Below are 25,353 nucleotides of genomic sequence, written 5' to 3'. Positions count from 1 at the left end.
ATATATTAAATGGAATATTCAATGTAGAGATAAATTAAGGAGGATTTTTTAATGTTTAATAAAAATGAAATTGGAACACTGTTACTTCGTGTTATGTTGGGGGTTGTCTTCTTAGCAAATGGTATAGCGAAATTTCAAGGTGGTATAGAGAATACAGTAGGTTGGTTTGATAGTTTAGGACTTCCAGGATTTCTAGCTTATGTTGTAGCTATCATTGAATTGGTAGGTGGTATTGCAATTATTCTAGGATTAGGTACACGTATCGTTGCACTACTATTTGGACTTATCATGCTTGGTGCAATCTTTACAGTTAAGTTGCCTGATGGTTTCCTAAATGGTTATGTATATGACCTTGTGTTATTAGTTATTGCAATTCACATTAACTTAAATGGTAGTAAGCTATATTCTCTCGGTCAGCTAGTATCTAAGAATAGGGAATCTTAAGAAATTTTTTTATCTGTTATATCTCAAAATCTAGATATATGAATTAAATGTATTATTATCTGAATAGGAATCCAAGAACAGGGCAACATTGGAAATGGTTGATTTTCAATGAAGGTGGTTCTTATAAGGAATAAAGAAATAAAAATAAGTGGGTGTAAAATATGGGATTTTTAGACAAACTATTTAGAAAACCAAAGGAGATGGATAATATGTCGAATGTAAAATTAGCTGTAGTTTTTTATAGCATGGGTGGTACTAACTACCAATTAGCTAAATGGGCAGAAGCAGGAGCAAAAGAAGCAGGAGCTGAGGTTAAAGTATTAAAAGTTCAAGAATTAGCACCACAATCAGTTATTGAAGGAAATGAAGTATGGAAATCAACTGTTGATGCGACAAAAGATGTTCCAGTAGTAACATCAGATGATGTAGAGTGGGCAGACGCAATTATTTTCAGTACACCAACACGTTTTGGGAACATGGCATCTCAAATGAAACAGTTCCTTGATATACAAGGTGGGATATGGGCAAGTGGTAAGACAGTTAATAAAGTAGTAAGTGCGATGTCTTCTGCACAAAATCCTCACGGTGGTCAAGAAGCAACAATATTGTCATTATATACCTCTATGATGCATTGGGGTGCTATCATTGCTTCTCCTGGTTACACTGATCCAGTACTATTTGGAGCAGGTGGAAATCCTTATGGAACAAGTGTAACAGTTGATCAAGATGGTAAGATGGTTGAAGACGTAGAAGCTGCAGTAAAGCATCAAGCTAAGCGTACTGTTACAGTGGCAGAGTGGGTTAAAAAGGGAAATCAATAAATTAATTCTTATTTAAAAAGGAGCCAAATGATTGGCTCCTTTTTAGTATGTAAACGAAAAAAGTTTCCACAAACTAGAACTCATGTTGAAGAAAAGCAATAACGAAAACAATTTTCTGTTGCACAGCAACGATACTGTTTAAAATTTTCTGGGACGATTACGTTATTAAGTGATCGTCTCTTCTTCGTATTTGACACTTCTGCGCAACAAAAATATCCGTTATTCCGTCATTTTGTGGAAGAGTATACTTAAGATAACGAGGCTTTAGATTTGTATAAAAACATCCTGATATGTCAGCTGCACAAGTTCACGATTGGCTGCAAGAAAAGCATGAAGATTTGAAGATTGGTGAAAATACAGTTCGTTCTTTTGTCAGAGAGTTAAGAGAAGAGTAGCAAATATAAAAAGTAACATCACCTAGAGATTATGAAGCTATTCCTGATTTACCTACCGATGGGAGAGCAAATTCAAGTCGACTTTGGTCATACTAAACAAAAAACGCATGATAATAGAGATGAAAAGCTTAACTTTATAGCTTTTGTTTTAGCCAATTCAAGATACAAATACAAAGAATGGTTAGATAGACCTTTTACAACACAAGATGTAATTCGAGCTCATGAAAATACATTTAAATGGATGTAGAAAAGCTGATCCCGAGAGTAAATGGAAATAGAAAATGTGGTAGGTTTTATAAAACATAATTTCGCTAAACATCACTGCGTGAATGTATCAAAAGGAATGATTTCAGCGATATCGTTTCATACCTGAAACGACAACGACGAGTCGATGATACAGCAACCGATTACGATGAGGTGGTGACACCATTAAATAAAATTTCTGGAGGGGTAATGGAGACAGAAGCACTGAAAAGAAATGTAACAACTTATGAGCAAAACCGTAGAGAAGAAAAGCAATTGGAAAAACGATTCAAATGGGCGACATTTCCCTTCTATAGCACTTTAGAGGAATTTAATATACAACAACAGAAATCATTAAGCAGCAAGAAATTAAACCAGCTTAAGGATTTAACCTGGATAGAGCAATTATACAATATTATTCTTCTTGGACCGCCAGGTGTTGGCAAGACCCACCTATCCATTGGATTAGGAATGGAGGCTTTAAACGAAGGTTTCAAAGTAATACTTACAACCATGGGAGACCTAATAAGTGTGTTAAAAACTGAAGAAATTACTAGGAAAGCAGAAACAAGAATGAAAAGGATTAGAGAAGCAGATTTAGTCATTATTGATGATCTAATGTTCATGGCAATGGATAAACAAGAAGCAAATATGTTCTTTCATTTAATTAATGACCTTTATCATCAAGCGTCCATCATTTTGACTTCAAATAAAGGACCAAAAGAATGGGGAGAACTGTTAGGAGATCAAGCAATTACTACCGCAATATTAGATCGAATACTACACTGAGTGGAAATTATTCATTTGAATGAAGATAGTTGGCGAATGAAATATAGAAAGACTATATTTGGTCAACAAAGTGTTTCAAATTAACGAGCAAAAATTGTATCATTCTACTTGACGGTCACAGATGGATGATACTCTTTTTGATAACGACCTTTAGTGCAGTATTTAATAACAAAAGCACTTAGTATGCTTGAATTCTTTGTTTCTAAAGTCTTGTTACAATTTGGGCATTTTTCATTTAGAAAGAGTTTAAGTAAATTCATTTATTATCACCCCAAATCAAAATCTAGTTAAAACATATATGATTACTAGGAATTATAGCGCGAATCGTTTTAATTTAGTATGTGTTTTTTGTAATAATTTTTGGAAAGGTGTGAAGGATTTGGCAGGATATCGCTTTAACCCCGATAAAGCAGATAAGTTATTAGATTCAAAGCGATTAGAACATGGGAAGCTATAGAAATGGAAATGGGACCGCCATTACACGAAAGAATCTCTTCAGATAAAATGAAAGACATACTAATTGAAAATGATTTTTCTCCGTCAATCATTCACTTTAGTGATGCAGTTTATGTTGCGATTATCAATTATATAAGGAGGAATACTATTGCAATTTGATTACACGGTTGAAACCAATAATAATATTCAAATAACCATATCTTCATTGAAAGAAACTCTAAAGGAAGAGAAATTTGGTGTCTTATGGGAATTTGATATTAAGGGTAAGTTACAAGAAAAGGGTTTAGACTTTAACAAGGAATACATGGTATTAGAAGTGTGTAACCCACATGAAGCCCAGCGAATACTTAGTGAAAATCAAATGGTTGGATATTTTCTTCCTTGTAAAATCGTAGTTTATGATGATCAAGGTAAAACAAAAATAGGTATGCCAAGACCCACGGCTTTAGTGAGTATGGTGGATGATCCTAAGATAAAGGAACTTGCCGAAGATATTGAGCGACGTCTAATTGGATGCATCGACAAGAGTATAGTATGAAATAATAAAAAAGGAGATGTAAAACAGTTTATGTCTCCTTTTGTTGACAATATACTATACGGGGTATATAATGCGAGTTGTTAGTTGCTCATGGGTGCTAAGGAGAGTGGAAGGGTATTGATGAATTTTATTTTCATTTTATTATGTATGCCTATCCTAATAGGCATTTATAAAAGATACGTTCCTGTTCTATGTATGTCCTATTTTGATATAAGTGATGTAATTAAGTCTAGTGATAAGGTTGTAATAGATATAAGAGATTACAACGTTGCATATAATCACCAAATGAATGAAGCAATTAACATTCCAGTTGCTTATTTGAATAGATTTTATAACGAAATTCCTTATCGACCATTACACCTAATCTGTTCAAATACTCTGGATAAGAACGTTGGAACTCGAATATTACGAAAGAAAGGTTTTAAAGTAGTCAGTTACTCGCTATCTTCTCAAGAACTATGTAATGAGAGTTACAAGTTAAATCGAAAAGGTATAGAAAAGTTATGTGTGAGTAACTAGAAATAAAGTAATTTAAACACGTTGACAAAATACCCAGTCGGGTATATAATCAACTTATTGAATCACAAACACCTAGGTTTATTACTGAATTGGACCATGAAATCTTTATCTAATATGGAGGTGCTAGTATGGAATATGATGTTCAGACAAAGAACCGTTTAAAACGTATTGAAGGTCAAATAAGAGGTGTTTTGAGAATGATGGAAGAGGGCAAAGATTGCAAGGACATCATTACCCAGTTGTCTGCTAGTAGAACCGCAATTGATCGTACAATTGGTGTTTTAGTGAGTGCCAATTTAATAGAATGTGTTAGAAAAGCAGAAGAAAATGTGGAAAGTAGCGATGAGTTGGTCAAAGAGGCTGTTAACATGCTTGTAAAAAGCAGATAATAAAGGGTTGACATCCTTTTTTATTTAGGATAACATATACCTATACGGGTACTGGTAATTGAAATTAAAGGCTCGAGGGGGATAAAAATGAAAGTTGAAAAGATTTTAGACGCAAAAGGACTAGCATGTCCAATGCCTATTGTTAAAACAAAGAAGGCCATAAGTGAAATTGAAACAGGTCAAGTCCTAGAAGTTCATACAACAGATAAAGGTGCTAAGAGTGACTTAACTGCTTGGGCAAATTCAACTGGACATGAATTACTTGACTATAAAGAAGAGAACGGTGTATTTATCTTCCAAATTAGGAAAGGTTAAATTTTTTTACAAACAAACATACCCCACACGGTATAATGAGGAGGAATTAGAATGTCAGAGAAAAAGAAAACAACGATTGTTCTATTTAGCGGAGATTATGATAAAGCAATGGCAGCCTATATTATTGCAAATGGAGCGGCGGCTTACGATCATGAGGTAACTATTTTTCATACATTTTGGGGATTAAACGCTCTTAGAAAAGACGCACAAGTACCAGTGAAAAAAGGATTCCTAGAAAAAATGTTCGGCAAAATGATGCCTCGCGGTGCTGATAATATGGGCCTTTCTAACATGAACTTTGCAGGAATGGGACCTAAAATGATAAAGCATGTGATGAAAAAGCATAATGCTATGCCACTTCCACAACTAATAGAAATGGCACAAGAACAAGATGTGAAATTAATTGCATGTACAATGACAATGGATCTTCTTGGATTACAAAAAGAAGAGTTAATTGATGGGCTTGATTACGCCGGAGTTGCTGCATACATTGGTGACGCAGAAGAAGGAAATGTAAACTTATTTATCTAGTAGCCTATTTAGAAGAGAACAGGAGGTCATTCCTTGAATGTTTTTAGTGTTGATACGCTGATTATTTCTCTAGTTATACTTTTTATTGCCCTACGTTTTATGCCTGTGAAGGGGGTAAAACAGGTCAATACAACTCAATTAAAAGGTTTATTGAAAGAAAAAGGGTTTCAATTTGTTGATGTTCGTACACAAGGTGAATTTGGTCAATACCATATTCCTGGCTTTAAAAATATCCCCTTACATCAACTTTCACAAAAGGCAAACACTTTGAAAAAGGATAAAGAAGTAGTCGTTATTTGCCAAAGTGGAATGAGAAGTAAGAAAGCAAGTAAAGTATTAAAAAAACAAGGATTTAAACAAATAACAAATGTAAAAGGTGGCGTAAGCACCTGGAAGGGCTAGGAGGTTAATAGAATGAGAGAATTCACAACAACACAAGTTGAAAATTTACTTGGTGAGGGATTGAATTTAATTGATGTTCGTGAAGCCCGTGAGATAGCACAAGGAACAATCCCTGGAGCAATAAACATTCCACTAGGCTTATTGGAATTTCGAATGCATGAACTAGATAAAACAAAAGAATATATTATGGTGTGTCGTTCAGGTGGAAGAAGTGCACAAGCATTAAAATTTCTCGAAAGCCACGGTTTCAATGTGATTAACATGACAGGTGGAATGCTTGCATGGGAAGGGCCAATCGAATAAATTTTTTAGGAATAAATATACCCTATACGGTAATTAAAATTGGAGGTTGTATAACATGGAAATGATAAAAACAGATGTTATTTTAGACGCGAAAAATGTAGCATGCCCAATGCCGATTGTAAAGACGAAGAAAGCCATGAATAACCTAGAGGCTGGACAAGTCATAGAAGTTCAAGCAACGGACAAAGGATCAAAGGCAGATATTAAAGCATGGTCAGAAAGTTCAGGACATCAGTATTTAGGAACTCTCGAAGAAGGCGATGTATTAAAGCATTACCTTCGTAAAGCAAGTGGAGAAGAAAAATTAGAAAAGAAACACCCTCATATCGTTAGTAATGATGAGTTAGAGCAAAAACTTTCATCCAGTGAAGATTTGATTGTGCTAGATGTAAGAGAGCATGCGGAATACGTATTTAGTCACATCCCAAAGGCAAAATCAATACCACTTGGTGAGTTGGAGAATCGGTTAAACGAATTAAATCCTGAGACTCCAATTTATATCGTGTGTAGAACTGGTAATCGTAGTGATTTAGCAGCACAAAAACTAACCGACCAAGGGTTTAAACAAGTCATAAATGTTGTACCAGGTATGAGCGGTTGGGAAGGTGAAACTGAAAAAACAGTAGATTAGGAGTTTATGAAGGAGGTATATTAGATGACAAAAAAGTAGCGATTATTGCAAGTAATGGCGGATTGTTTGATGCATACAAAGTATTTAACATTGCGACGGCTGCAGCAGCAACAGATCAAGAAGTAGCCATTTTCTTTACTTTTGAAGGATTGAATCTGATTCATAAAGAAGGGTATCGACAACTTCCAATGCCAGGTGGAAAAGAACATTTTGTAGAAGACTTTACAAAAGCAAAGGTTCCTTCTATCCCAGAATTAGTAGATATGGCAAAAGAAATGGGTGTAACGTTCATTGGATGTCAGATGACAATGGACGTTATGGGATTAGAGAAAGATGCGTTTATAGATGGTATTGAGGTTGGGGGAGCCGTAACGTTCCTTGAGTTTGCAAAAGATGCTGATGTAACATTAACATTTTAACAACTGATTAATATCTTATATTTTTTTAACTGAATTTATACCGATGGAGGTATTTGAATGGGTGTAAGAGAAATGACTGCAAGAGAAATAACACAGAAAGTAATTAACCAAGAGGAATTATTTATTTTAGATGTCCGAAATGAAGATGCATTTAGTGATTGGAAAATTGAAGGAGCAAACTTTGATTATTTAAATGTACCTTATTTCGATTTATTAGATGGAGTGGAAGGTATCTTAGATCAACTTCCATCAGACAAAGAAATTCTAGTTGTATGTGCAAAAGAGGGTTCATCTGTCATGGTTGCTGACATGCTTTCTGAAGAGGGGGTAAATGTTGCCTATCTAAAAGGTGGTATGAAGGCATGGAGTGAACACTTAGAGCCTATTAAAGTAGGGGACCTAAAAAATGGCGGAGTCCTTTATCAATTTGTTCGTATTGGAAAAGGTTGTCTATCTTACATGATCGTTTCAAATGGTGAGGCTGCCATTATCGATGCATCAAGAATGACAGATGTCTATACGGAGTTTGCAGAAAAGATTGGTGCAACGATTACACAAGTATTTGATACACATTTACATGCGGATCATATTTCAGGTGGTAGAGTAATAGCCGAAAAAACAAATGGAAAGTACTGGTTACCGCCAAAAGATGCAACAGATGTTACATTTGAGTATCAGTCATTAGAAGGTGGTATTGATATAACCATTGGTAGCACAACGATCAATATTCATGCTTTATATTCTCCAGGCCATACGATTGGTTCAACTTCTTTTGTTGTCGATGAAAAGTTCTTACTTTCAGGTGATATTTTATTCATTGATTCTATCGGTAGACCGGATTTAGCAGGTATGGCAGAAGATTGGGTAACAGATTTACGAGAAAGTCTTTACTCACGTTACAGAGAATTGTCTGAGGAACTTATTGTTCTTCCAGCCCACTTTATGATTATTGACGAATTAAATGAAGACGGTAGTATTTCTGCAAAATTAGGTACTCTATTTACTCAAAACCATGGGTTAAACATGAAAGACGAAAACGAGTTTAGAAAATTAGTGACGGAAAATTTACCGCCACAACCAAATGCTTACCAAGAAATCCGTGAAACAAACATGGGGAAAATCAGTCCAGATGATGAGAAACAACGTGAGATGGAAATTGGTCCAAACCGTTGTGCTGTTCGATAAATCAAATATATATTAGGAGGAATGTTAACATGAACGTAGCAAAAGTATTAGATGCAAAAGGATTAGCATGTCCAATGCCAATTGTAAAAACAAAAAAGGCAATCAATGAATTAGAAGCAGGAGAGGTCTTAGAAATTCATGCGACAGATAAAGGAGCAAAAAGTGATCTTGCAGCATGGGCAAAGTCAGGTGGTCATAAGTTACTAAAAGATTCAGAAGATGCTGGTGTACTAAAGTTCTGGATTAAAAAAGGCTAAAAATGTAAGGGGACCAATAAGGTTCCCTTTTATCGTATAGGAGGTAAAACGAAATGGATTTACTATTTATCGTAACGATCTTTCTGATAGGTTTCATTGGTTCCTATATATCCGGTATGGTTGGTGTAGGTGGATCTATCATAAAATATCCAATGTTACTCTATATTCCTCCATTATTTGGATTAGCAGCGTTTAGTGCACATGAAGTTTCAGGTATTAGTGCTGTACAAGTATTCTTTGCAACGCTTGGTGGGGTATGGGCTTACCGTAAAGGTGGCTATTTAAATAAGACACTTATCACCTTTATGGGAATAAGTATTTTAATTGGTAGTTTTATAGGAAGTTATGGTTCAAGGATGATGTCTGGAGAAATCATAAACCTTGTGTATGGTATTTTAGCATTGCTTGCAGCCATTATGATGTTTTTACCGAAAAAAGGTAGAGATGATATCCCCCCAGATCAAGTTACTTTTAATAAATGGTTAGCAGCAGTATTTGCTCTTATTGTAGGTATAGGGGCCGGTATTGTTGGAGCAGCAGGGGCTTTTCTATTGGTTCCAATTATGTTAGTTATTTTAAGGTTACCAACACGTGTGACAATTGCATCCTCTTTAGCCATTACGTTCATCTCATCTATTGGTGCTACAGTTGGGAAAATATCAACTGGCCAGGTCGAATTTCTTCCTGCGTTTATTATGGTTATAGCGAGTTTAATTGCTTCTCCTTTAGGAGCGAAAATGGGACAGAAAGTAAATACGAAACTACTACAATGGATATTAGCATTGTTAATTTTGGGAACTTCAATTAAGATTTGGTTGGATATTCTAAGTTAAAAAAATTAATTGAAATTAAAGGGAGATCCGATCAACGGATCTCCCTATTTTGGTTAAATTAACAACCATTGGGATATGCAATTATTTTTCTTTTAATATCTCTAAATTTCATTTTACTGTCCAGAACTATGAATGTGGTCTTCTTCTGTGAACAATGCCTTTGTCTTGCTGCATAGTACAACGATACTATTCATTAATAATGTAATTCCTCAATCAGTTATGATTGCAGAAACAATAAGCCTTTTCTTCGCGTTTTTTATATTGGTAATTAAACTCAAACTGAAATCAAGTGGTAAAACACGTGGGAAATTATGGTGAATGACATGGTGGATGTGGTACCTTCTTGCGATCATAATCTCCCTTTCGTCATTTGTGAGGACAGGAATCAAAAAGTGTGATAGAGGCTTTAGAATATTCAACATTTTATGTGTCCAATTATAAAAATAATTACCGTACTTTATAATCAACCTTAGTGAATATTTAATGATGAATATTATGAAAAATTCCAAGTGTATGAGCTGGACTTAGTAAATAATTGCTAATAAAAAATAAACGATAACCTTTCCTAAAGTATACGAATAATTCGAAAAATGTAGTGATATTTAATATTACTACATTTTTTAAACAAAACCATTAGGTTATATTGTCTGTGAAACCCTTTGGCATCAATTGTTGGAATCATTATGGTTTACGTCACATTTTTAAAATTGAATTAATATGATGTTAGATTGAAAAAATTACTTTCAAACTCAATTTTGTTTGCAATTGTTGCTTTGAGTATTTCCCGTTTCTAACTGTGACGGTATTATAATGCTTTAAATCCATTCAGCACGCTTTCTTTTCTTATTAATTCTAAGGATGGGAAGGATCATTTCTAATAAACACAACACCTTACTTTTTATTTTAATGCTCCAAACATAAGACTCTTTAAAACTATCAGGATTATAGTTTTTCTTATTAGAGATTTTCCCACCAGCTATTAAATGTACATATTCTAGAAGTGCTAAAACTGTAGAAGCAATTGTTATACATAGACGTCTATGGTTTTTTTATGCATGCGTGTGAGAGTTATGGTTCCATCACCATCAATAATACCTGTCTGCCAAGTATGCGGCTTCCTCCATTTTCATTTCGTTAACTCCTTTGTTAGTAATATTTTACAATTACTATACTTTTAACTGAATTTATTTCCAAATAATTATGTCTTTATATTTAGTGTGAATTGTTAGGTAAATAGTGAAGGTTAGCGAAAAACAGCTGCCGAATTAATTCTGCAACTGTTTTTGTTGAATACTATAATGGGTCTACCACTTGCAACTGCTTTACAACGCACTTTGTGGTAAATACGATTCTTCTAAATAAGCTATATCTTCAGATGACAATGTAACAGTGAGTGCAGCTATCGCATCTTCTAAATGAGACACTTTCGTAGCTCCGACAATTGGAGCAGAAACGGTTTCTTTTGTAATAGCCAAGCAAGGGCAATTTGAACACGCGGGACATTGTATTTTTATGCGATTTCGGCAACGCGTTCAATTATTACTCTATCATGCTTGGCTGTAGGATCGTATTTTGATTTTTGTACATCATCTGTTTTAGAACGCTCAATAGTCTCTTGCCAGTCACGAGTTAATCTTCTGGCAGCAAGAGGACTATATGGAATAACCCCTATTTTTCTTCTCTACACAGAGGTAGCATCTCTCTTTCTTCGTCACGATAAATAAGGTTTAAATGATCTTGCATGGAAATGAAGGAAGTCCAGCCATTCTTATCAGCAATATGTTGTGCTTTCTAAAATTGCCAGGCGTACATAGCAGACGTCCCTATGTATCTAGTTTTGCCAGCCTTAACTACATCGTGTAATGCTTCCATTGTTTCTTCGATAGGAGAATTGTAATCCCAACGATGAATTTGATAAAGGTCAATGTAATCTGTTCCAAGTCGTTGTAAGCTTTTATCAATATTACTCATAATGGCTTTTCTCGAAAGTCCAGAACCATTAGGCCGATCACTGCCGAAGTGTACTTTGGTCGCAAGAACTATTTCGTCTCGATTCGCAAAGTCGTTTAGCGCCTTTCCAACCACTTCTTCACTTGCTCCTTTTGAATAGACATTAGCAGTATCAAAGAAATTAATTCCTAAATCTAACGCATGTTTTATAATGGGCCGACTTTCTTTTTCTTTCAATACCCAAGGGTGAAACCACTTATCTGGATCACCAAAACCCATACAACCAAGACAATTTCGAGATACATCGATACCAGTATTTCCCACATTTGTATATTACATGCATGTTTCCTCCTTTTGTTAAATCTTCTTTGATAATAGATGCTGGAGTACACTTCAATTCAAGAATTTTTCAGTTGACTTAGAGTGTACTCTAACCGGTAGTATTGTTTGTGATAAGCTAGAATTAATAACTTTTTATTACAATGAAATTTGCCGTGAAATAACTCTATAAGAAAGAAGTGAATAATATGAATAAGAAGGAAGTGAGCCAAAAAAACGAATGTTTCTGCTGATACAATCCGGTATTATGAGAGAATCGGGTTGATCCCCCCCATTCAACGTGATCACAATGGTGTTCGCACCATTGATGAAGAAGATATAAAGTGGATAGGGTTTAGTAGATAAATGAGAAATGCAGGACTATCTATTGAAACATTAATTGAGTATATAACCCTTTTTCGAGCTGGAGATGACACGATAACAGCCAGAGTTGAACTGTTAATGGATCAACGAGAGGTACTTCAAGAGCGAATTAATCAGATGAATAATGCGTTAGATTGATTAGATTATAAGATCAATAATTACGAAAGTCATGTTGTCCTCAAAGAAAAATCGTTAAAGGATTTTTAATTTTCCAAGGGGCACATATCGTGAATGGAACTGTTTTAGGTGAAATATCCAAGTTTCCTAACGTTTTTGATTCTAATAGAAAATACCATCATTATGAATGAAAACTGGATGACTAGACTGTTATGGTTATTCAGTTTTTTGTGGTGATCACTAATTTATAAACGAGATTATATAATTGGATAACATGTTAAAAACACTTTATAATATAGGTAGTAATTACAGGGAAATAATACCTTTTGTTATATGCTGCTAATCAACTGTTTAATGGATAAAACAGCCCTTTTTTTGATGTTGGGGAAGAAGAGGGGATATTTCATGAAAGTAATGATTGCAGGTGGAGGTATAGCGGGCTTAACCTTAGCCTATTGGCTCCAAAAGAATGGTAATTCGGTTTATATAATCGAAAAATCCAATGAATTAAGAACGAAAGGGTATATGTTGGACTTTTTTGGACCAGGTTATGATGTTACGGAGAAAATGGGGATAATTGGTCAACTAAGACAGATTCATTATCCCATATCAGGGTTGACCTTTTTAAATAAGGAAGGAAAGATAAAATTTAGCCTGTCTTATCCGTCATTAAGAGAATTATTTGATAACCGTCATTTTAACTTTATGAGAGGGGACTTGGAACAGGTATTATATCATCTGATAAAAGACAGAGTAACATTTCAATTTGGTACAACGATAAATAAAGTATAGCAAGATAATGATAAAGTTCATGTAACACTTAGCAATGGAAAGGTCGAGACCTCGGATCTGTTAGTGGGTGCTGATGGGATTGGCTCTCAAGTTCGTTCTATGGTGTTTGGTGAACATCGGAAATATATTAAACATTTGGGGTTTTATACGGCTTCTTATATTCTAGACGATTCAAGTAGATTTCATGACTAAACAGATGCTTTATACTCGTTGTATGCTCCGGATTTACAAGCTTCTGTATATCCTATCAGAGGTGATCGTTTAGCGGCTTTCTGTATCGGGCTAACAAGAAGCCGGAGCGTTTGTCAATGGATGATGCAAAGCAGGAATTAAAGACTACATTTCAGCACACGGGCTGGATCGTCCCTGAATTGCTAGAAAATCTTGATGCTGCCTCTGACTTTTATTTTGATGAGATTTCACAAGTAGATATGACTCACTGGAGCCAAAATAGAGTTGTCCTCGTAGGTGATGCGTGTCAAGCTGTTTCATTAGTAGCAGGGTAAGGTGCTTCGCTGGCGATGACAGGAGGTTATGTGTTAGCTGAAAATCTGCAGAAGAGCAACGATATAAGGCAAGCATTAATAAAATATGAACAGAATCTAAAAACACAAATCCGTAAAACACAAGCATCAGGGAGAAAATTTGCAAACTATTTCCTTCCTGATACTCGTCTTAGAATTCTATTACGAGATATTACGATGCGACTCAGTGTTCTTCCTGTAATCAGAAAATTTGTGAACATGAACAGTGCTCGTATTCCAAAATAAAGATGCTTTATAAAAGTCAACATTGAATGCCATATGTAACAAGTAAAGGAGATAATCATGGATACCAGTAGTATTATCGCACTCGTTGTTTCCATCATTACCGTTTTTAATATCATTTTATCTGCAGGTGTATTGTTCTTTGAAAGAAGAGATATAGGCTACACATGGGCCTGGCTGCTTGTCCTTTTATTTATCCCGATAGCAGGATTTGTGATCTATATATTTTTCGGTCGGAAGGTACAACAGAAAAATTTCTACCATCTGACTGCAGAGGAGAAACATTTTCTGCAATCCGAAGTAGATCAGCAATTTCGTATGATTGAAGAAAAAAAGCAAAACAGCTCATTCTATTTTCAGAAATATGCAGCTTTAATTCAAATGAATTTACGTTCTTCCAATTCTCTAATAACTACTGATAATGATATACAGATCTATCATGATGGACAAGCAAAATTCGATGCATTGTTTCATGATATAAACAAAGCTAAGAAAGAAATAAACATTCAATATTATATTATTCAAACTGACTCCCTAGGAAAAAAATTACGAGATATATTAACGGAGAAAGCGAAGAACGGTGTGAAAATTAGGTTATTGTACGATGAAATTGGTTCGAAAAAAATTTCACCTCATTTCTTTCAATCTTTGAGATCGGTTGGTGGAGAGGTAGAGGTCTTTTTTCCTTCTATTATCAGACCTATCAATTTCCGCATTAACAATCGCAACCATCGTAAATTATGCATTATTGATGGGGAAGTCGCTTACATAGGGGGATTTAATGTTGGTGATGAGTACCTTGGTCATAACAAAAAATTTGGATATTGGCGTGATACACACTTGCGTATCACTGGTCACGCGGTGAACGATATTCAAGTCAGGTTTTTTCTTGATTGGCGTCAGGCGGGAAAACATAAAAAAGGTTTCTCTGATCACTTTTTGTTTAATCAGGCTGAACCTGCAGGTGATATCCCATTGCAGATCGTTTCCAGTGGCCCTAATTCCAGAACGGAGCATTTAAAAATTATGTATATGAAATTGATTCAAGGGGCAAAGGAAACAGTACTCATTCAAACTCCTTATTTCATTCCAGATAACAGTTTTATGGACGCTTGCAAGATGGCACTTCTAGCTGGAGTAGATCTGCAAATTATGATTCCAAATAAACCAGATCATATTTTCGTATACTGGGCAACATGGGCACATGCTGCAGAACTGTTGGATTATGGTGCGAAGATTTTACTGTATGAGAAAGGTTTTCTCCATGCTAAAACAATCGTGGTAGACGGGGAGGTAGCGTCTGTCGGAACGATGAATATTGATTCCAGAAGTTTCCGGCTGAATTTTGAAGTGAATGCCATTGTATATCAAAAAGAAATAGCTCAGCAGCTATATGATATGTTTCAAGAAGATCGCAATTACTGTTCAGAGATAACGATAGAGCGGTATAAGAAAAGGTCCACTATTATTAAAATAAAAGAAGGGATTTCAAGGCTGTTGTCACCAATATTATAGCCTAGGAAATTTCATAAATAGCAAAAGTATTTGTTGATCAAATGCTTTTGCTTAAAATTGGTTAATGAAGCAATGTTTCATGGGACGGAAAGTTTTTAACTGATATTACTTCCGAATAATTGTACTAGTAAAACGTTATAAAATATATTAATCAATGCCGATGATCCATCCTCTTAAGTATTCCCGATTCTAAATTGACGATCGATGGTAATATCCATATAATTAAGAAAAAATGAAAACGGTATCACAGGATGGTGATTATGATAAAAAAAATAGTACAATATTATCTTGATTTGCGCTTAAAATACAAAATGGTCATATTAACTTCTCTTGTTTTACTAGCGTTTAGTATCGGCGGACTATCGATCCTTCAATATGCATTTCATTTATATAACAAAGAAATATATCTTCAATCAGCACAATCCTTACAAGTATCAGCAAATTCAGTGGAGGCAGAATTAAAAAAAATGGAACGATTGTCTTATCAGATTTCAACCGATGTGTATGTGCAATCGTATTTAAAAGAAATAAAAGAAACAGATAACAGCTATAATCAGTTCATCATTGGGATGAATTTACGTCAGCGTGTATTGAATATTGGCAGCTTAAATAAGTATGTAAAGTCAATCCAGGTGTATGATACCGCAGACAAGGAGTATGCAAGTGGAACGGCCCCGGTAACCCTTTCAAAAGACCGGTTAGACAGGCTGAAACGATTGGCAGCGGAAAAAGAAGGTGGTGTGAACTGGGTATCACCTTCAGAGAATGATAAAACGATTATGGCAGTTAGGGATTTACGAGATTTTGTGGATTTTTCATTTACCAGACTTGGATCAGTTGCTGTTCGAGTAGACATTGAAGGGATTATGGCTGATTTAACCAATAATCTTAAAGATCAAGAAACATCCTTCTTAATATATGATAATAATGGAAATCAAATCTTTACAAACGAGGATGATATAGCTTCCATAAAGCCAACTGATTTCAATGAAGGGAGATCAGGTTATCAAATTATCGATATGGATGGCGAGAAGTACTTTTTGACATATGCTGAAGCTAGTCATCTTGATTGGACGTATATGATAGTAACGCCATACAGTAATCTGTTTTCTGTCATCAATAATGCACGAACTGCTGTATTTATAACGTATCTTATTCTCTTTATTATTATGATCTTTTTGGGAAGTAAATTTACCGGAACGATCGTTAATCCAATCGAAAGTTTAAATCAGAAAATGAAAAAAGTACAAACAGGCGACCTTGATTATTATGATGTCGGATTTGATCAGAATTTAAATAGAGATGAAGCAGGTCAAATGCATGAAAATTTCAAAACTATGATGAATCAGATTAATTATTTAATCGGAGAGAATTATAAAAAGCAATTATTGATAAAGGAATCTGAATTTAAAACGCTTCAGGCACAAGTTAATCCACATTTTTTATATAATACGCTTGATTCGATTAACTGGTCTGCCAAGGTCGTTGGTGAAAAAAAGATCTCTCAGATGGCAGAATCGTTAGGTTATATATTGAGAGCTTCAATAAATATGAAAGATGACTTGATTTCTTTACGAGAAGAAATATCAGTTGTTGACCATTATTTAACGATTCAAAAACACAGATTTGAAGACAGATTATTATTTACTAAAGAAATCCCGGATGCATTGTTAGACGTTCAAGTGCCAAAATTTATCATTCAACCAATCATTGAAAATGCCATTCGCTATGGATTACAGGAGATGGTTGGAGTTTGCAGCATTCATTTATCAATAGTTTATGTAGAACAAAACTTAGTCATTAAGTTAATAGATAATGGACCAGGGATGTCTCCGTCATATGTCGATCAGATCAAGGAGGGAAATTATCGATCCAAAGGGACTGGTATAGGTCTTCGCAATATAAATGAAAGAGTTCAACTCCTGTTTGGAGATGCATATGGCTTATATATAGAGAGTACATTGGGGAAAGGAACAGAGGTCTCCATTATTTTGCCGAAGGGGGATATGAAAGAAAATGTACAAAGTGTTATTAGTAGATGATGAACGGATGATCTTAGATGGTATATCAACGATTGTCGATTGGAACAAATACCAGACACAATTAATCGGAAAAGCTATAAATGGCCTGGAAGCCTACGATTTCATTACCAAAAATCAGCCGGATATTGTGATTACTGATATTACAATGCCTGGTTTAGATGGTCTGCAATTAGTCAAAAAAGCACAAATGGAATATCCCGAGATCAAATGGATTTTCATCTCAGGCTATAATGAATTTGAGTATGCCAGACAAGCGATGCGATTTGGAGTGAAACATTATTTACTAAAACCATGTAACGAGGATAATATTGCCGAAGCACTAGCAGATGTTGTTCAAGAAAAACAACAAGAAGAACAGTCCTCAGCATATGTGAAAGAAATGGAAGAAGAAAATGCAAAAATAATGATAAATGAATACGAGGAAGCACTAAAGCAGTTATTTACTCATCCACAACAAAACTTAAATGCGGTAACGAAGCTGAAATCAATCATGGAGGAACTTTATAAAGGAGAATCTTGCTTATTTGCAATGATTTATATGAAAGAAAAGGTGGCCTATGATCAATTAGTCTCGTTAAAACATTCGATAAAAAGTACTTTCCTACACGAATCAGTTCTTGCAAACATTATAGATAATAAAATCATGTTACTGATGCGTTCTAACGACTGTGATCACCTAAAGCAATTTTTACAAGATGAGGAAATGCTCCACCATTTTACTCATACAACAGTTACAACAGGAGCATTTAGCCGTCATAATATACAAGGTATTCCAAGTTTAGAGGAAATGAATTTTCAAGTGTTCTATCGGACAAAACAGCAATTTATTGATCATAAGCGTTGGTATCCTTACCTTAACAGAACTGTACAGAGTATTGATTTTTCATTCGAGAAAATTTTGAATTGTATGAGAGAAGGCAAAAAGCCAGAAATGATAGCTTATTTCCAACAATTAGAAGAAGAATTAAGAGAACATTATGTCTTGCCAAAAAGAGCTAGAGGATATTTTATTCAAATCTATTTATTCATCGTTCAACGCTTAAGTCATCGATCGACAGAGGATCATATCCAAGTAATAAGCGAAATGGAGGATTATCATCATGTAACCGATTTTACGGTATTTTTTGGACAGTTATATGATCGATTAATTCAGATGTCCAGCCAAGAAAGTAAATATTCTAAAACAGTTAAACAGATGCTCGGATTTATCGAAGAGGAAATTGCTAATCCAGAACTTTCACTACAATGGATAGCGAATCACCGTTTGTTTATGAATGCTGATTATCTCGGCAAAACCTTTAAGAAGGAAACAGGAAAAGGTTTCTCTGCGTTTCTTACCAATACCAGGATAAATAAAGCGATTGAAATTATTGAGATAGAAGGGGACATTAAAGTATTTGAATTAGCAGAAAGATTAGGCTTCGGCAATAACCCGCAATATTTCAGCCAAATCTTTAAAAAAATGAAAGGGTATTCTCCATCAGAGCGGATTAAATCAGGTTAAGTGAAAGAATTCTCTGCTATTTAATGGTTTAACACTGATTTTTGAACATTTAGCACTGATAATTAGATCCTATTTCTTCAAATCTTTTGATAATATATAAGTGTAATCGCTTACAGCGTTATTAAAAAGGGGAGGGTAAGAAATGAAGAAATCTTTGTTAGTACTGTTAGGAATGATGATGATTTTATGGCTTGCGGCATGTAGCGGCGACGGTGGAAATGAAGAAACTTCCGGTGACGATAATGCATCTGAAGAAACTGCAGACAATGGAGACTCTGAAGGTGCCGAGTCTGGGGATGAAGAAGTAACATTACGAATTGCTTGGTGGGGTTCACAACCACGACATGATTATACATTAGAAGTAATTAAATTGTATGAGGAGCAACATCCCAACGTCACAATCGAACCAGAATATGCAAGTTGGGATGATTATTGGCAAAAATTAGCACCACAAGCAGCAGCAAACGAATTACCTGACATCGTGCAAATGGACTTATCTTATCTTTCACAATATGCAGAAAATAATCAATTAGCGGATTTATCACCTTTTATTGGAAGTAACATTGATGATACTAATATTTCACAAAATGCAATTGACGGCGGAAAAGTCGGCGATGGTGTTTATGGTTTTAACCTTGGTGTAAATGCTTTAAGTTTTCATTATAACCCAGAAATAATGTCTGAATTAGGATATGATGAATTCCCTGAAGAGTGGACTTGGGAAGAATATCAAGAAATTTCTCAGAAAGCGGTAGATGCAGGCTATTATTTCGATAACGGCTTGAAAGCAGATGTATTCTTTAATTATTATTTACGTCAGAATGGGAAACGCTTATACGCTGAAGATGGAAGCGGTTTAGGATATGAAGATGATCAATTATTTGTAGACTTCTTTAAAATGGTCCAGGAACAAGTGGAATCAGGAGCAACACCAACACCTGATTTCTTAGCACAATTAGCAGGTCCGGAAGATGATCCAGTCGTCAAAGGAGAAGGAGTAGGTATCTTCCAATGGTCTAACCAGTTTGTAGGATTAGAAGATATTTCAGAGTCTAGCTTTGAATTTGCTCCTACACCAGGTCCGAATGTAGACCAAGGGTTGTTCTTAAAACCTAGTATGTTCTTCTCCGTGTCTGAGAACTCAGAGCAAAAAGAAGCAGCAGCTGATTTTATTAACTTCTTTATCAATGATGTAGAAGCAAATAAATTAATTCTAGGTGACCGTGGTGTGCCAGTTTCATCAGAAGTAAAAGATGCTTTATTAAGTGAAGTTTCTGAAGCACAGGCAAAAGTCTTTGAATATGTTGCATGGGCAGAAGAAAACAGTACTGCAATGGGTGCTCCAGATCCAGCTGGAGCAGGTGAAGTTATCGAATTAATTGATGGACTGCAAGAGCAAATTGCATATGGTGAAATTTCACCAGAGGATGCAGCCACACAATTCAGAACACAAGCTGAAAGTATTTTAGGCAATTAATCAAGTTGTGAAGGACAGTAGCTGATCCAGAAGAGGTCAGCTATTGTTTTTCCAACCATCGTTGATAATAGAAGGGAGCTTTACAAAATGCAGACAAATATGAAGCAAAACCTTTGGGGATATCTATTTATTGGCCCTTTTGTTATTGGATTCCTTGCATTTACTATTATTCCTATTGTTGCTTCTTTTTACTTTTCATTTACTTCTTACGATTTATTTAACTCTCCACGTTGGGTTGGGTTACAGAACTTTAAAGAGATGTTCACTGCTGATCCAAGGTATTTACACTCATTAAAGATTACATTTATTTATGTTTTTGCTGGTGTGCCTTTACGATTACTATTTGCGTTAATCGTTGCGATGTTATTGAATACGGCTTCAAGAGCAGTCGGCTTATATCGCACATTATATTATTTACCTTCTTTAATTGGAGGAAGTGTTGCAGTTGCGATTATGTGGCGTAACATCTTTGGTGATGATGGTGTTGTCAACATTGCGCTGATGTCGATGGGAATTGATCCTGTCAGGTGGTTTGGGGATCCGACTGCTGCATTATGGATGCTTATTTTCCTGTCCATTTGGCAATTTGGTTCTTCGATGTTAATTTTCTTAGCCGGCTTAAAATCGATACCGCAAAGTTATTATGAAGCGGCCAGTGTAGACGGCGCCAGTTTCTTTCAGAAGTTCTTTAGCATTACGATTCCAATGCTCAGTCCTGTCATTTTGTTCAATGCGGTTATGCAAACGATTGGAGCATTTATGACATTTGTTCCTGCCTTTATTATTTCAAAAGGTACTGGTGGACCACTGGACGGAACGCTTCTTTACTCGTTGTATCTATTTAAGCAAGGTTTTGAGTTTTTCCATATGGGATATGCTTCCGCAATGGCATGGGTAATGCTGTTGATTATTGCGATATTAACTTCTATTATTTTTATGACATCCAGATTCTGGGTGCACTATGAATCAGAAGGGGGCAAATAATCGATGAAACCAAAACACATAAAAAAACTAATATATCATGTCATCGTCGGTGGCTTTGCCATCCTGTTATTATATCCTGTTGCCTGGCTTGTAATGAGTTCTTTCAAAAAAAGTGAACGCATTTTCGTAACGGCTGATTCGCTTTTACCGGATCCATTTGTATTAAGCAATTATGGTCAAGGTTGGGAAGGGTTTGGTGATTATGGATTTGGCACATTTATTACGAATACAGCAGTGTTTGTCGCATTAGTATTAATTGGTCACTTAATCTCCTGTTCGTTGATAGCATTTGGGTTTGCGCGATTGAAGTTTGCGGGGCGTGGATTCTGGTTTGCGATAATGATCATGACATTAATGCTTCCATATGAAGTAGTAATGATACCGCAATACATTATCTTTGCAAAGTTAGAATGGTTGAATTCATTAAAACCGTTAGTCGTTCCTGCCTTTTTTGGACATCCGTTCTTTATTTTCTTACTGGTGCAATTTATCCGTACAATACCACGTGAATTAGATGAAGCAGCGATTATTGATGGATGTAATACGTTTGGCATATACAGAAGAATTATCTTACCTTTAATTGTGCCAGCTTTAGCAACTACTGCAATATTTACGTTCTATTGGACGTGGGATAACTTACTTGGACCAGTATTATATTTGAACAGTCCATCAAAATATACTGTTTCAATGGCGTTAAATATGTTTTTAAGTAACGAAACCGTATCGAATTGGGGCGCCATGTTTGCCATGTCCGTCGTGTCATTAATACCGGTCTTTGTCATCTTCTTTATTTTCCAACGCTACGTTGTCGAAGGAATCAGTACAAGTGGTTTGAAAGGGTAACACCTTTCTTTGCGCGTTAGGAAAGCATAAAATTTTAGCAATGATGAAGCACGACGTAGTGAAAATTCAGAGTGTACCAAGTATAAGAGAAACTACGGCACTAACTAAAAGACTAGGCGAATACCGAGTTATTCTAATATATCGAGCATAGAAGGAGGATATTAGTATGAACGCGTTAAATAAAGCTTTTGAATGGATAAGCAAAATGGCATATTTGAATGTATTATGGATTGGATTTACCATATTGGGTTTATTTGTTGCAGGACTTTTTCCAGCAACAGCTGCTGTTTTTGCTGTCACGAGAAAATGGATAACCGGCTATACTGATATTCCTCTTTTTAAAACGTTCTGGCAGTCTTTTCGAGCATCGTTTGTGCAGGCAAATATATTAGGTTATATCTTTGCTGCAATCGCTTATGTATTATATTTGGATTTTGTATTCATCACGTTGGCACCAAATGATTTTGTTATGATACTGACAGTGCCGTTTTTGTTTGTCAGCATTCTCGCGGGATTAACCTTTTTGTATGTGTTCCCGGTATATGTACACTACAAGATGCGACTCTTAGAAGTGGTAAAAAGTGCCTTTTTTATCATGATCTTAAATCCGTTAAAGACTTTAATCATGATGCTAGGGGTATTTGGCATTACGTTTATATTATGGCATTTCCAAGGATGGGCGCTATTCTTCAGCATGAGTCTGATTTCGCTTGCGGTCATGCTACCTGCTCAAAAAGCTTTTGAAAAAATCCAGGAAAAGAAGGTAACTTATGACGACAGTGCATTAGCAGAAGAATAAAAAGCAACACCACCAAATGGTAATGAATCATTATTATTTGGTGGTGTTTTTTTAGCATTTAATCACACTCAAAAGCGAATCTCAGAAGAAATCATTCTGAAGATACTCAAGTTAGTTAGGATCGGGAGAATTTGATGTTTTTAAGGTTTTGCTATCAAGTTCTGAAGCGATTTTTAGTTAAAGTGACACCGGAGATTCACTCGAATATTCTATCCGCATCTGTTGATATTTGCTTGTCTAAGGAGAAAAGCCTACACAAATCGATAATGTTCGCACTATAATACTATTAAAACACTATTATGATCAGGATTTAATAGAATGGTGATCCAATTTCAGGGTCTTTTGTTGTAAATATATCCTTGCTTTTCAACATTTTGCAATGTTATTAGTTCTATTCAACTTTTTGATGATCTGCTGCCGATTTCCTATTATATCCTATGCTTGTCCTACTATATTTCGACATGTTGAAGTGTAACATGAATAGAATTGTAACAGGAGTAATGTGGATGTAAGCATATTCATTGGCATATTTTGGTGCTTGTAATGGTAGAATTATCCTTGATTTCTACACAAAATAACATAATAACTGATAGTTTTGAAACACAATTGTAATATTCATATAATATGACTGCAATCTACATGTGTTACAATGAGTCTGGTTCTAAAGATAGAATACAAGATTACATACAATACAAAACACGAATAGTACATAAATACAAAGAAATAATGATAACTAATTTTGTGGAAAGTAGGGGAGTCTCATGAGAGAAATGAAAGTCTTAGTGAAAGATTCAGTTGTTGTCTTAACAGTTGTCTCCAGCCTGTTTTTTGCTCAATCGGTAAGTGCAGAAACAAAGGAAGAGATTTCGTCACAGCGTTCGGAAGTACAATCTGATATTGATCAGAAAGAGCAAGAGATTCAAGAAATTAAAACAGAATTGATTGATTTAAATGAACAAATCGCTCGGTTTGATGAAGCGATTGAAGACAATGAAAAAGTGATTAAAGAAACGGAAAAAGAGATGGACAATGTAGAGTCGGAAGTACAAGATTTAGAGTCTAATATTGATACCATCCAGGAAAAGATCGATCAGCGTAATGAAATTTTAAAAGAAAGAATTGCATCTTTACAGGAAAACGGCGGTTCTTCAAGCTATCTACAAGTGATTTTTGGTGCCAAAAGTTTTCTGGATCTTATTGACCGAGCTACACTAGTACATAAGATTACTCAAGCAGATCAAAACCTGTTAGAAAGCCAGGAGCAAGATAAATTAGAGATCGAAAAAGAAAAAGCAGAACATGATGAAAAATTGCAAGAATTAGAAGACATGAAGGCAAAGTATGAAGAAATGCAACAACAGATTGTTGCACAAAAAGAACAAAATGAAGATTTAAAATCAGAATTACAACAAAAAGAAGAAGAAAATAGCGATATTCTTGATGATTTAAAAATTGAAGATGAGTTACTAGCAAAAAAACAAAAAGCATTAGAAGAAGCAGAAGCACAGCAAGCCGCTTCAACTAGCAGTAGTCAATCGTCATCATCAAGCAGCTCCAGCAAAAATGTGATTGACCAGTATGCAAGTGAATCATCTAAACCTGTATCAGCAGGGAGCGGTGCACTTCAGACTGCTATGACAGCAGGTAATAAATATATCGGTAATTCCGTTTATGTTTTCGGTGGAGGCAGAACTGCATATGATGTTGCAAATGGTCGTTTTGATTGCTCTGGATTCGTAAGCTGGGCATTCCGCCAGGCTGGAATAAGTATTCCTGCAAGTACATCTGCATTATCTTCGGTTGGAGAAAGAGTATCTTCAAGTAACATGCAGCCAGGCGACTTAGTATTTTTTAACACATACAAAACAAACGGTCATGTTGGAATTTATTTAGGAAACAATAAATTTATCGGATCTCAAAGTTCATCTGGTGTTGCAATTGAGAGTATGAGCAGTGGTTACTGGAAATCTACTTTCTCTGGTTATGTACGTCGTGTTGCACAATAAATAAAAAAGCAAGTGAGTCCATGCTCACTTGCTTTTTTTGTGCTTAAAGAAAGTATAGAAGTATATTCTTAAAGGCGAATGGCAGATTCATGCTCAAGAAGAAGTGACAATTCTTATAATACAGATTATGTAATGCTAGAGTTGGAATCATTTTGAAATAGAAAATGTGGTAGTATTCCGCTTCGGTCAACCACTCCGTGGGAGTCTACGTGGTTGGTCTACGCTAGTATTTAGGCTCAACAATTGAGTCATGAGGTTGTATATTGACTGGTAAACTGAAGTGTCCATCTATATTATCAGTTTTACTTTCAAAAACATAATGCTTAGCACCACTGCTTTTAGCTATTTCATGCGTTGTAGCACTTCCTTTAAGCTCCGGAAATAT

General features: G+C 35.4%; 24 protein-coding genes and 3 pseudogenes. 26 read left to right on the top strand and 1 reads right to left on the bottom strand.

Going from position 1 to position 25,353, the window contains the following annotated elements; translation table 11 throughout:
* Positions 1-51: 51 nt before the first annotated feature.
* From MUN88_RS19600 to MUN88_RS19530, 14 genes and pseudogenes are all read left to right on the top strand, one after another.
* Positions 52-444, top strand: coding sequence for a DoxX family protein (locus tag MUN88_RS19600; protein ID WP_244718434.1), 393 nt, complete (start codon positions 52-54; stop codon positions 442-444).
* 209 nt (positions 445-653) lie between these two features.
* Entirely contained in the window at positions 654-1,265 is a 612-nt protein-coding gene (gene wrbA, locus MUN88_RS19595; RefSeq protein WP_244718431.1) for an NAD(P)H:quinone oxidoreductase type IV, read from the top strand.
* A gap of 752 nt (positions 1,266-2,017) precedes the next feature.
* A pseudogene (gene istB, locus MUN88_RS19585) lies at positions 2,018-2,776 on the top strand (IS21-like element helper ATPase IstB).
* 520 nt (positions 2,777-3,296) lie between these two features.
* The gene (locus MUN88_RS19580; RefSeq protein ID WP_244718429.1) at positions 3,297-3,686 is read left to right on the top strand and encodes a DUF302 domain-containing protein; all 390 of its coding nucleotides are present in this window, start codon (positions 3,297-3,299) and stop codon (positions 3,684-3,686) included.
* Positions 3,687-4,333: 647 nt separating this feature from the next.
* Positions 4,334-4,594: a metal-sensitive transcriptional regulator gene (locus MUN88_RS19575; protein WP_244718426.1), complete on the top strand. Its 261-nt coding sequence runs from the start codon at positions 4,334-4,336 to the stop codon at positions 4,592-4,594.
* Between the two features lie 87 nt (positions 4,595-4,681).
* Positions 4,682-4,909 (top strand): sulfurtransferase TusA family protein, encoded by a 228-nt coding sequence (locus tag MUN88_RS19570; protein ID WP_244718423.1) that lies wholly within the window; start codon positions 4,682-4,684, stop codon positions 4,907-4,909.
* A gap of 51 nt (positions 4,910-4,960) precedes the next feature.
* Positions 4,961-5,440, top strand: coding sequence for a DsrE/DsrF/DrsH-like family protein (locus tag MUN88_RS19565; RefSeq protein WP_244718420.1), 480 nt, complete (start codon positions 4,961-4,963; stop codon positions 5,438-5,440).
* Positions 5,441-5,539: 99 nt separating this feature from the next.
* Positions 5,540-5,842, top strand: a complete 303-nt coding sequence (locus tag MUN88_RS19560; RefSeq protein WP_369810006.1) for a rhodanese-like domain-containing protein — start codon at positions 5,540-5,542, stop codon at positions 5,840-5,842.
* A gap of 12 nt (positions 5,843-5,854) precedes the next feature.
* Positions 5,855-6,145, top strand: a complete 291-nt coding sequence (locus tag MUN88_RS19555; protein WP_244718415.1) for a rhodanese-like domain-containing protein — start codon at positions 5,855-5,857, stop codon at positions 6,143-6,145.
* 55 nt (positions 6,146-6,200) lie between these two features.
* Complete coding sequence (locus tag MUN88_RS19550) at positions 6,201-6,776, top strand: sulfurtransferase TusA family protein (RefSeq protein WP_244718411.1); 576 nt, start codon at positions 6,201-6,203, stop codon at positions 6,774-6,776.
* A 62-nt stretch (positions 6,777-6,838) separates the two neighbouring features.
* On the top strand, positions 6,839-7,195 hold the full coding sequence (locus tag MUN88_RS19545; protein WP_244718408.1) for a DsrE/DsrF/DrsH-like family protein: 357 nt from the start codon (positions 6,839-6,841) through the stop codon (positions 7,193-7,195).
* Between the two features lie 57 nt (positions 7,196-7,252).
* Entirely contained in the window at positions 7,253-8,380 is a 1,128-nt protein-coding gene (locus MUN88_RS19540) for an MBL fold metallo-hydrolase (protein ID WP_244718405.1), read from the top strand.
* A 29-nt stretch (positions 8,381-8,409) separates the two neighbouring features.
* Positions 8,410-8,637, top strand: coding sequence for a sulfurtransferase TusA family protein (locus tag MUN88_RS19535; protein WP_244718402.1), 228 nt, complete (start codon positions 8,410-8,412; stop codon positions 8,635-8,637).
* 53 nt (positions 8,638-8,690) lie between these two features.
* Positions 8,691-9,470, top strand: coding sequence for a sulfite exporter TauE/SafE family protein (locus MUN88_RS19530; RefSeq protein ID WP_244718399.1), 780 nt, complete (start codon positions 8,691-8,693; stop codon positions 9,468-9,470).
* Positions 9,471-10,792: 1,322 nt separating this feature from the next.
* Here the strand turns inward: MUN88_RS19530 and MUN88_RS19525 are convergent.
* Positions 10,793-11,699, bottom strand: a pseudogene (locus MUN88_RS19525) (aldo/keto reductase).
* Between the two features lie 297 nt (positions 11,700-11,996).
* On the opposite strand from MUN88_RS19525, the pseudogene MUN88_RS19520 reads away from it, so the two are divergent.
* From MUN88_RS19520 to MUN88_RS21740, 12 genes and pseudogenes are all read left to right on the top strand, one after another.
* Positions 11,997-12,329: pseudogene (locus tag MUN88_RS19520) on the top strand (MerR family transcriptional regulator).
* Between the two features lie 315 nt (positions 12,330-12,644).
* Entirely contained in the window at positions 12,645-13,031 is a 387-nt protein-coding gene (locus MUN88_RS19515; RefSeq protein WP_244718396.1) for an FAD-dependent oxidoreductase, read from the top strand.
* Between the two features lie 308 nt (positions 13,032-13,339).
* On the top strand, positions 13,340-13,537 hold the full coding sequence (locus tag MUN88_RS19510; protein WP_244718392.1) for a hypothetical protein: 198 nt from the start codon (positions 13,340-13,342) through the stop codon (positions 13,535-13,537).
* Positions 13,538-13,552: 15 nt separating this feature from the next.
* On the top strand, positions 13,553-13,801 hold the full coding sequence (locus MUN88_RS19505; RefSeq protein ID WP_244718389.1) for a hypothetical protein: 249 nt from the start codon (positions 13,553-13,555) through the stop codon (positions 13,799-13,801).
* Between the two features lie 57 nt (positions 13,802-13,858).
* Positions 13,859-15,313, top strand: a complete 1,455-nt coding sequence (gene cls / locus MUN88_RS19500; RefSeq protein ID WP_244718386.1) for a cardiolipin synthase — start codon at positions 13,859-13,861, stop codon at positions 15,311-15,313.
* Positions 15,314-15,573: 260 nt separating this feature from the next.
* The gene (locus tag MUN88_RS19495) at positions 15,574-17,355 is read left to right on the top strand and encodes a cache domain-containing sensor histidine kinase (protein ID WP_244718383.1); all 1,782 of its coding nucleotides are present in this window, start codon (positions 15,574-15,576) and stop codon (positions 17,353-17,355) included.
* Entirely contained in the window at positions 17,330-18,859 is a 1,530-nt protein-coding gene (locus MUN88_RS19490; protein WP_244718380.1) for a response regulator, read from the top strand. The genes MUN88_RS19495 and MUN88_RS19490 overlap by 26 nt, the downstream gene beginning before the upstream one ends.
* Before the next feature lie 142 nt (positions 18,860-19,001).
* Entirely contained in the window at positions 19,002-20,336 is a 1,335-nt protein-coding gene (locus MUN88_RS19485; RefSeq protein WP_244718377.1) for an extracellular solute-binding protein, read from the top strand.
* 87 nt (positions 20,337-20,423) lie between these two features.
* Positions 20,424-21,320 (top strand): carbohydrate ABC transporter permease, encoded by an 897-nt coding sequence (locus tag MUN88_RS19480; protein ID WP_244718374.1) that lies wholly within the window; start codon positions 20,424-20,426, stop codon positions 21,318-21,320.
* 3 nt (positions 21,321-21,323) lie between these two features.
* Positions 21,324-22,163: a carbohydrate ABC transporter permease gene (locus MUN88_RS19475; protein WP_244718371.1), complete on the top strand. Its 840-nt coding sequence runs from the start codon at positions 21,324-21,326 to the stop codon at positions 22,161-22,163.
* Positions 22,164-22,329: 166 nt separating this feature from the next.
* Positions 22,330-22,962 (top strand): YesL family protein, encoded by a 633-nt coding sequence (locus MUN88_RS19470; protein WP_244718369.1) that lies wholly within the window; start codon positions 22,330-22,332, stop codon positions 22,960-22,962.
* 761 nt (positions 22,963-23,723) lie between these two features.
* Positions 23,724-24,968 (top strand): C40 family peptidase, encoded by a 1,245-nt coding sequence (locus MUN88_RS21740; RefSeq protein WP_305852481.1) that lies wholly within the window; start codon positions 23,724-23,726, stop codon positions 24,966-24,968.
* Positions 24,969-25,353: the final 385 nt, after the last annotated feature.

Source organism: Gracilibacillus caseinilyticus, assembly GCF_022919115.1.
In the GTDB taxonomy this organism is placed as follows: Bacteria; Bacillota; Bacilli; order Bacillales; family Amphibacillaceae; genus Gracilibacillus; species Gracilibacillus caseinilyticus.
This window is presented reverse-complemented; position numbering and strand designations above follow the sequence as displayed.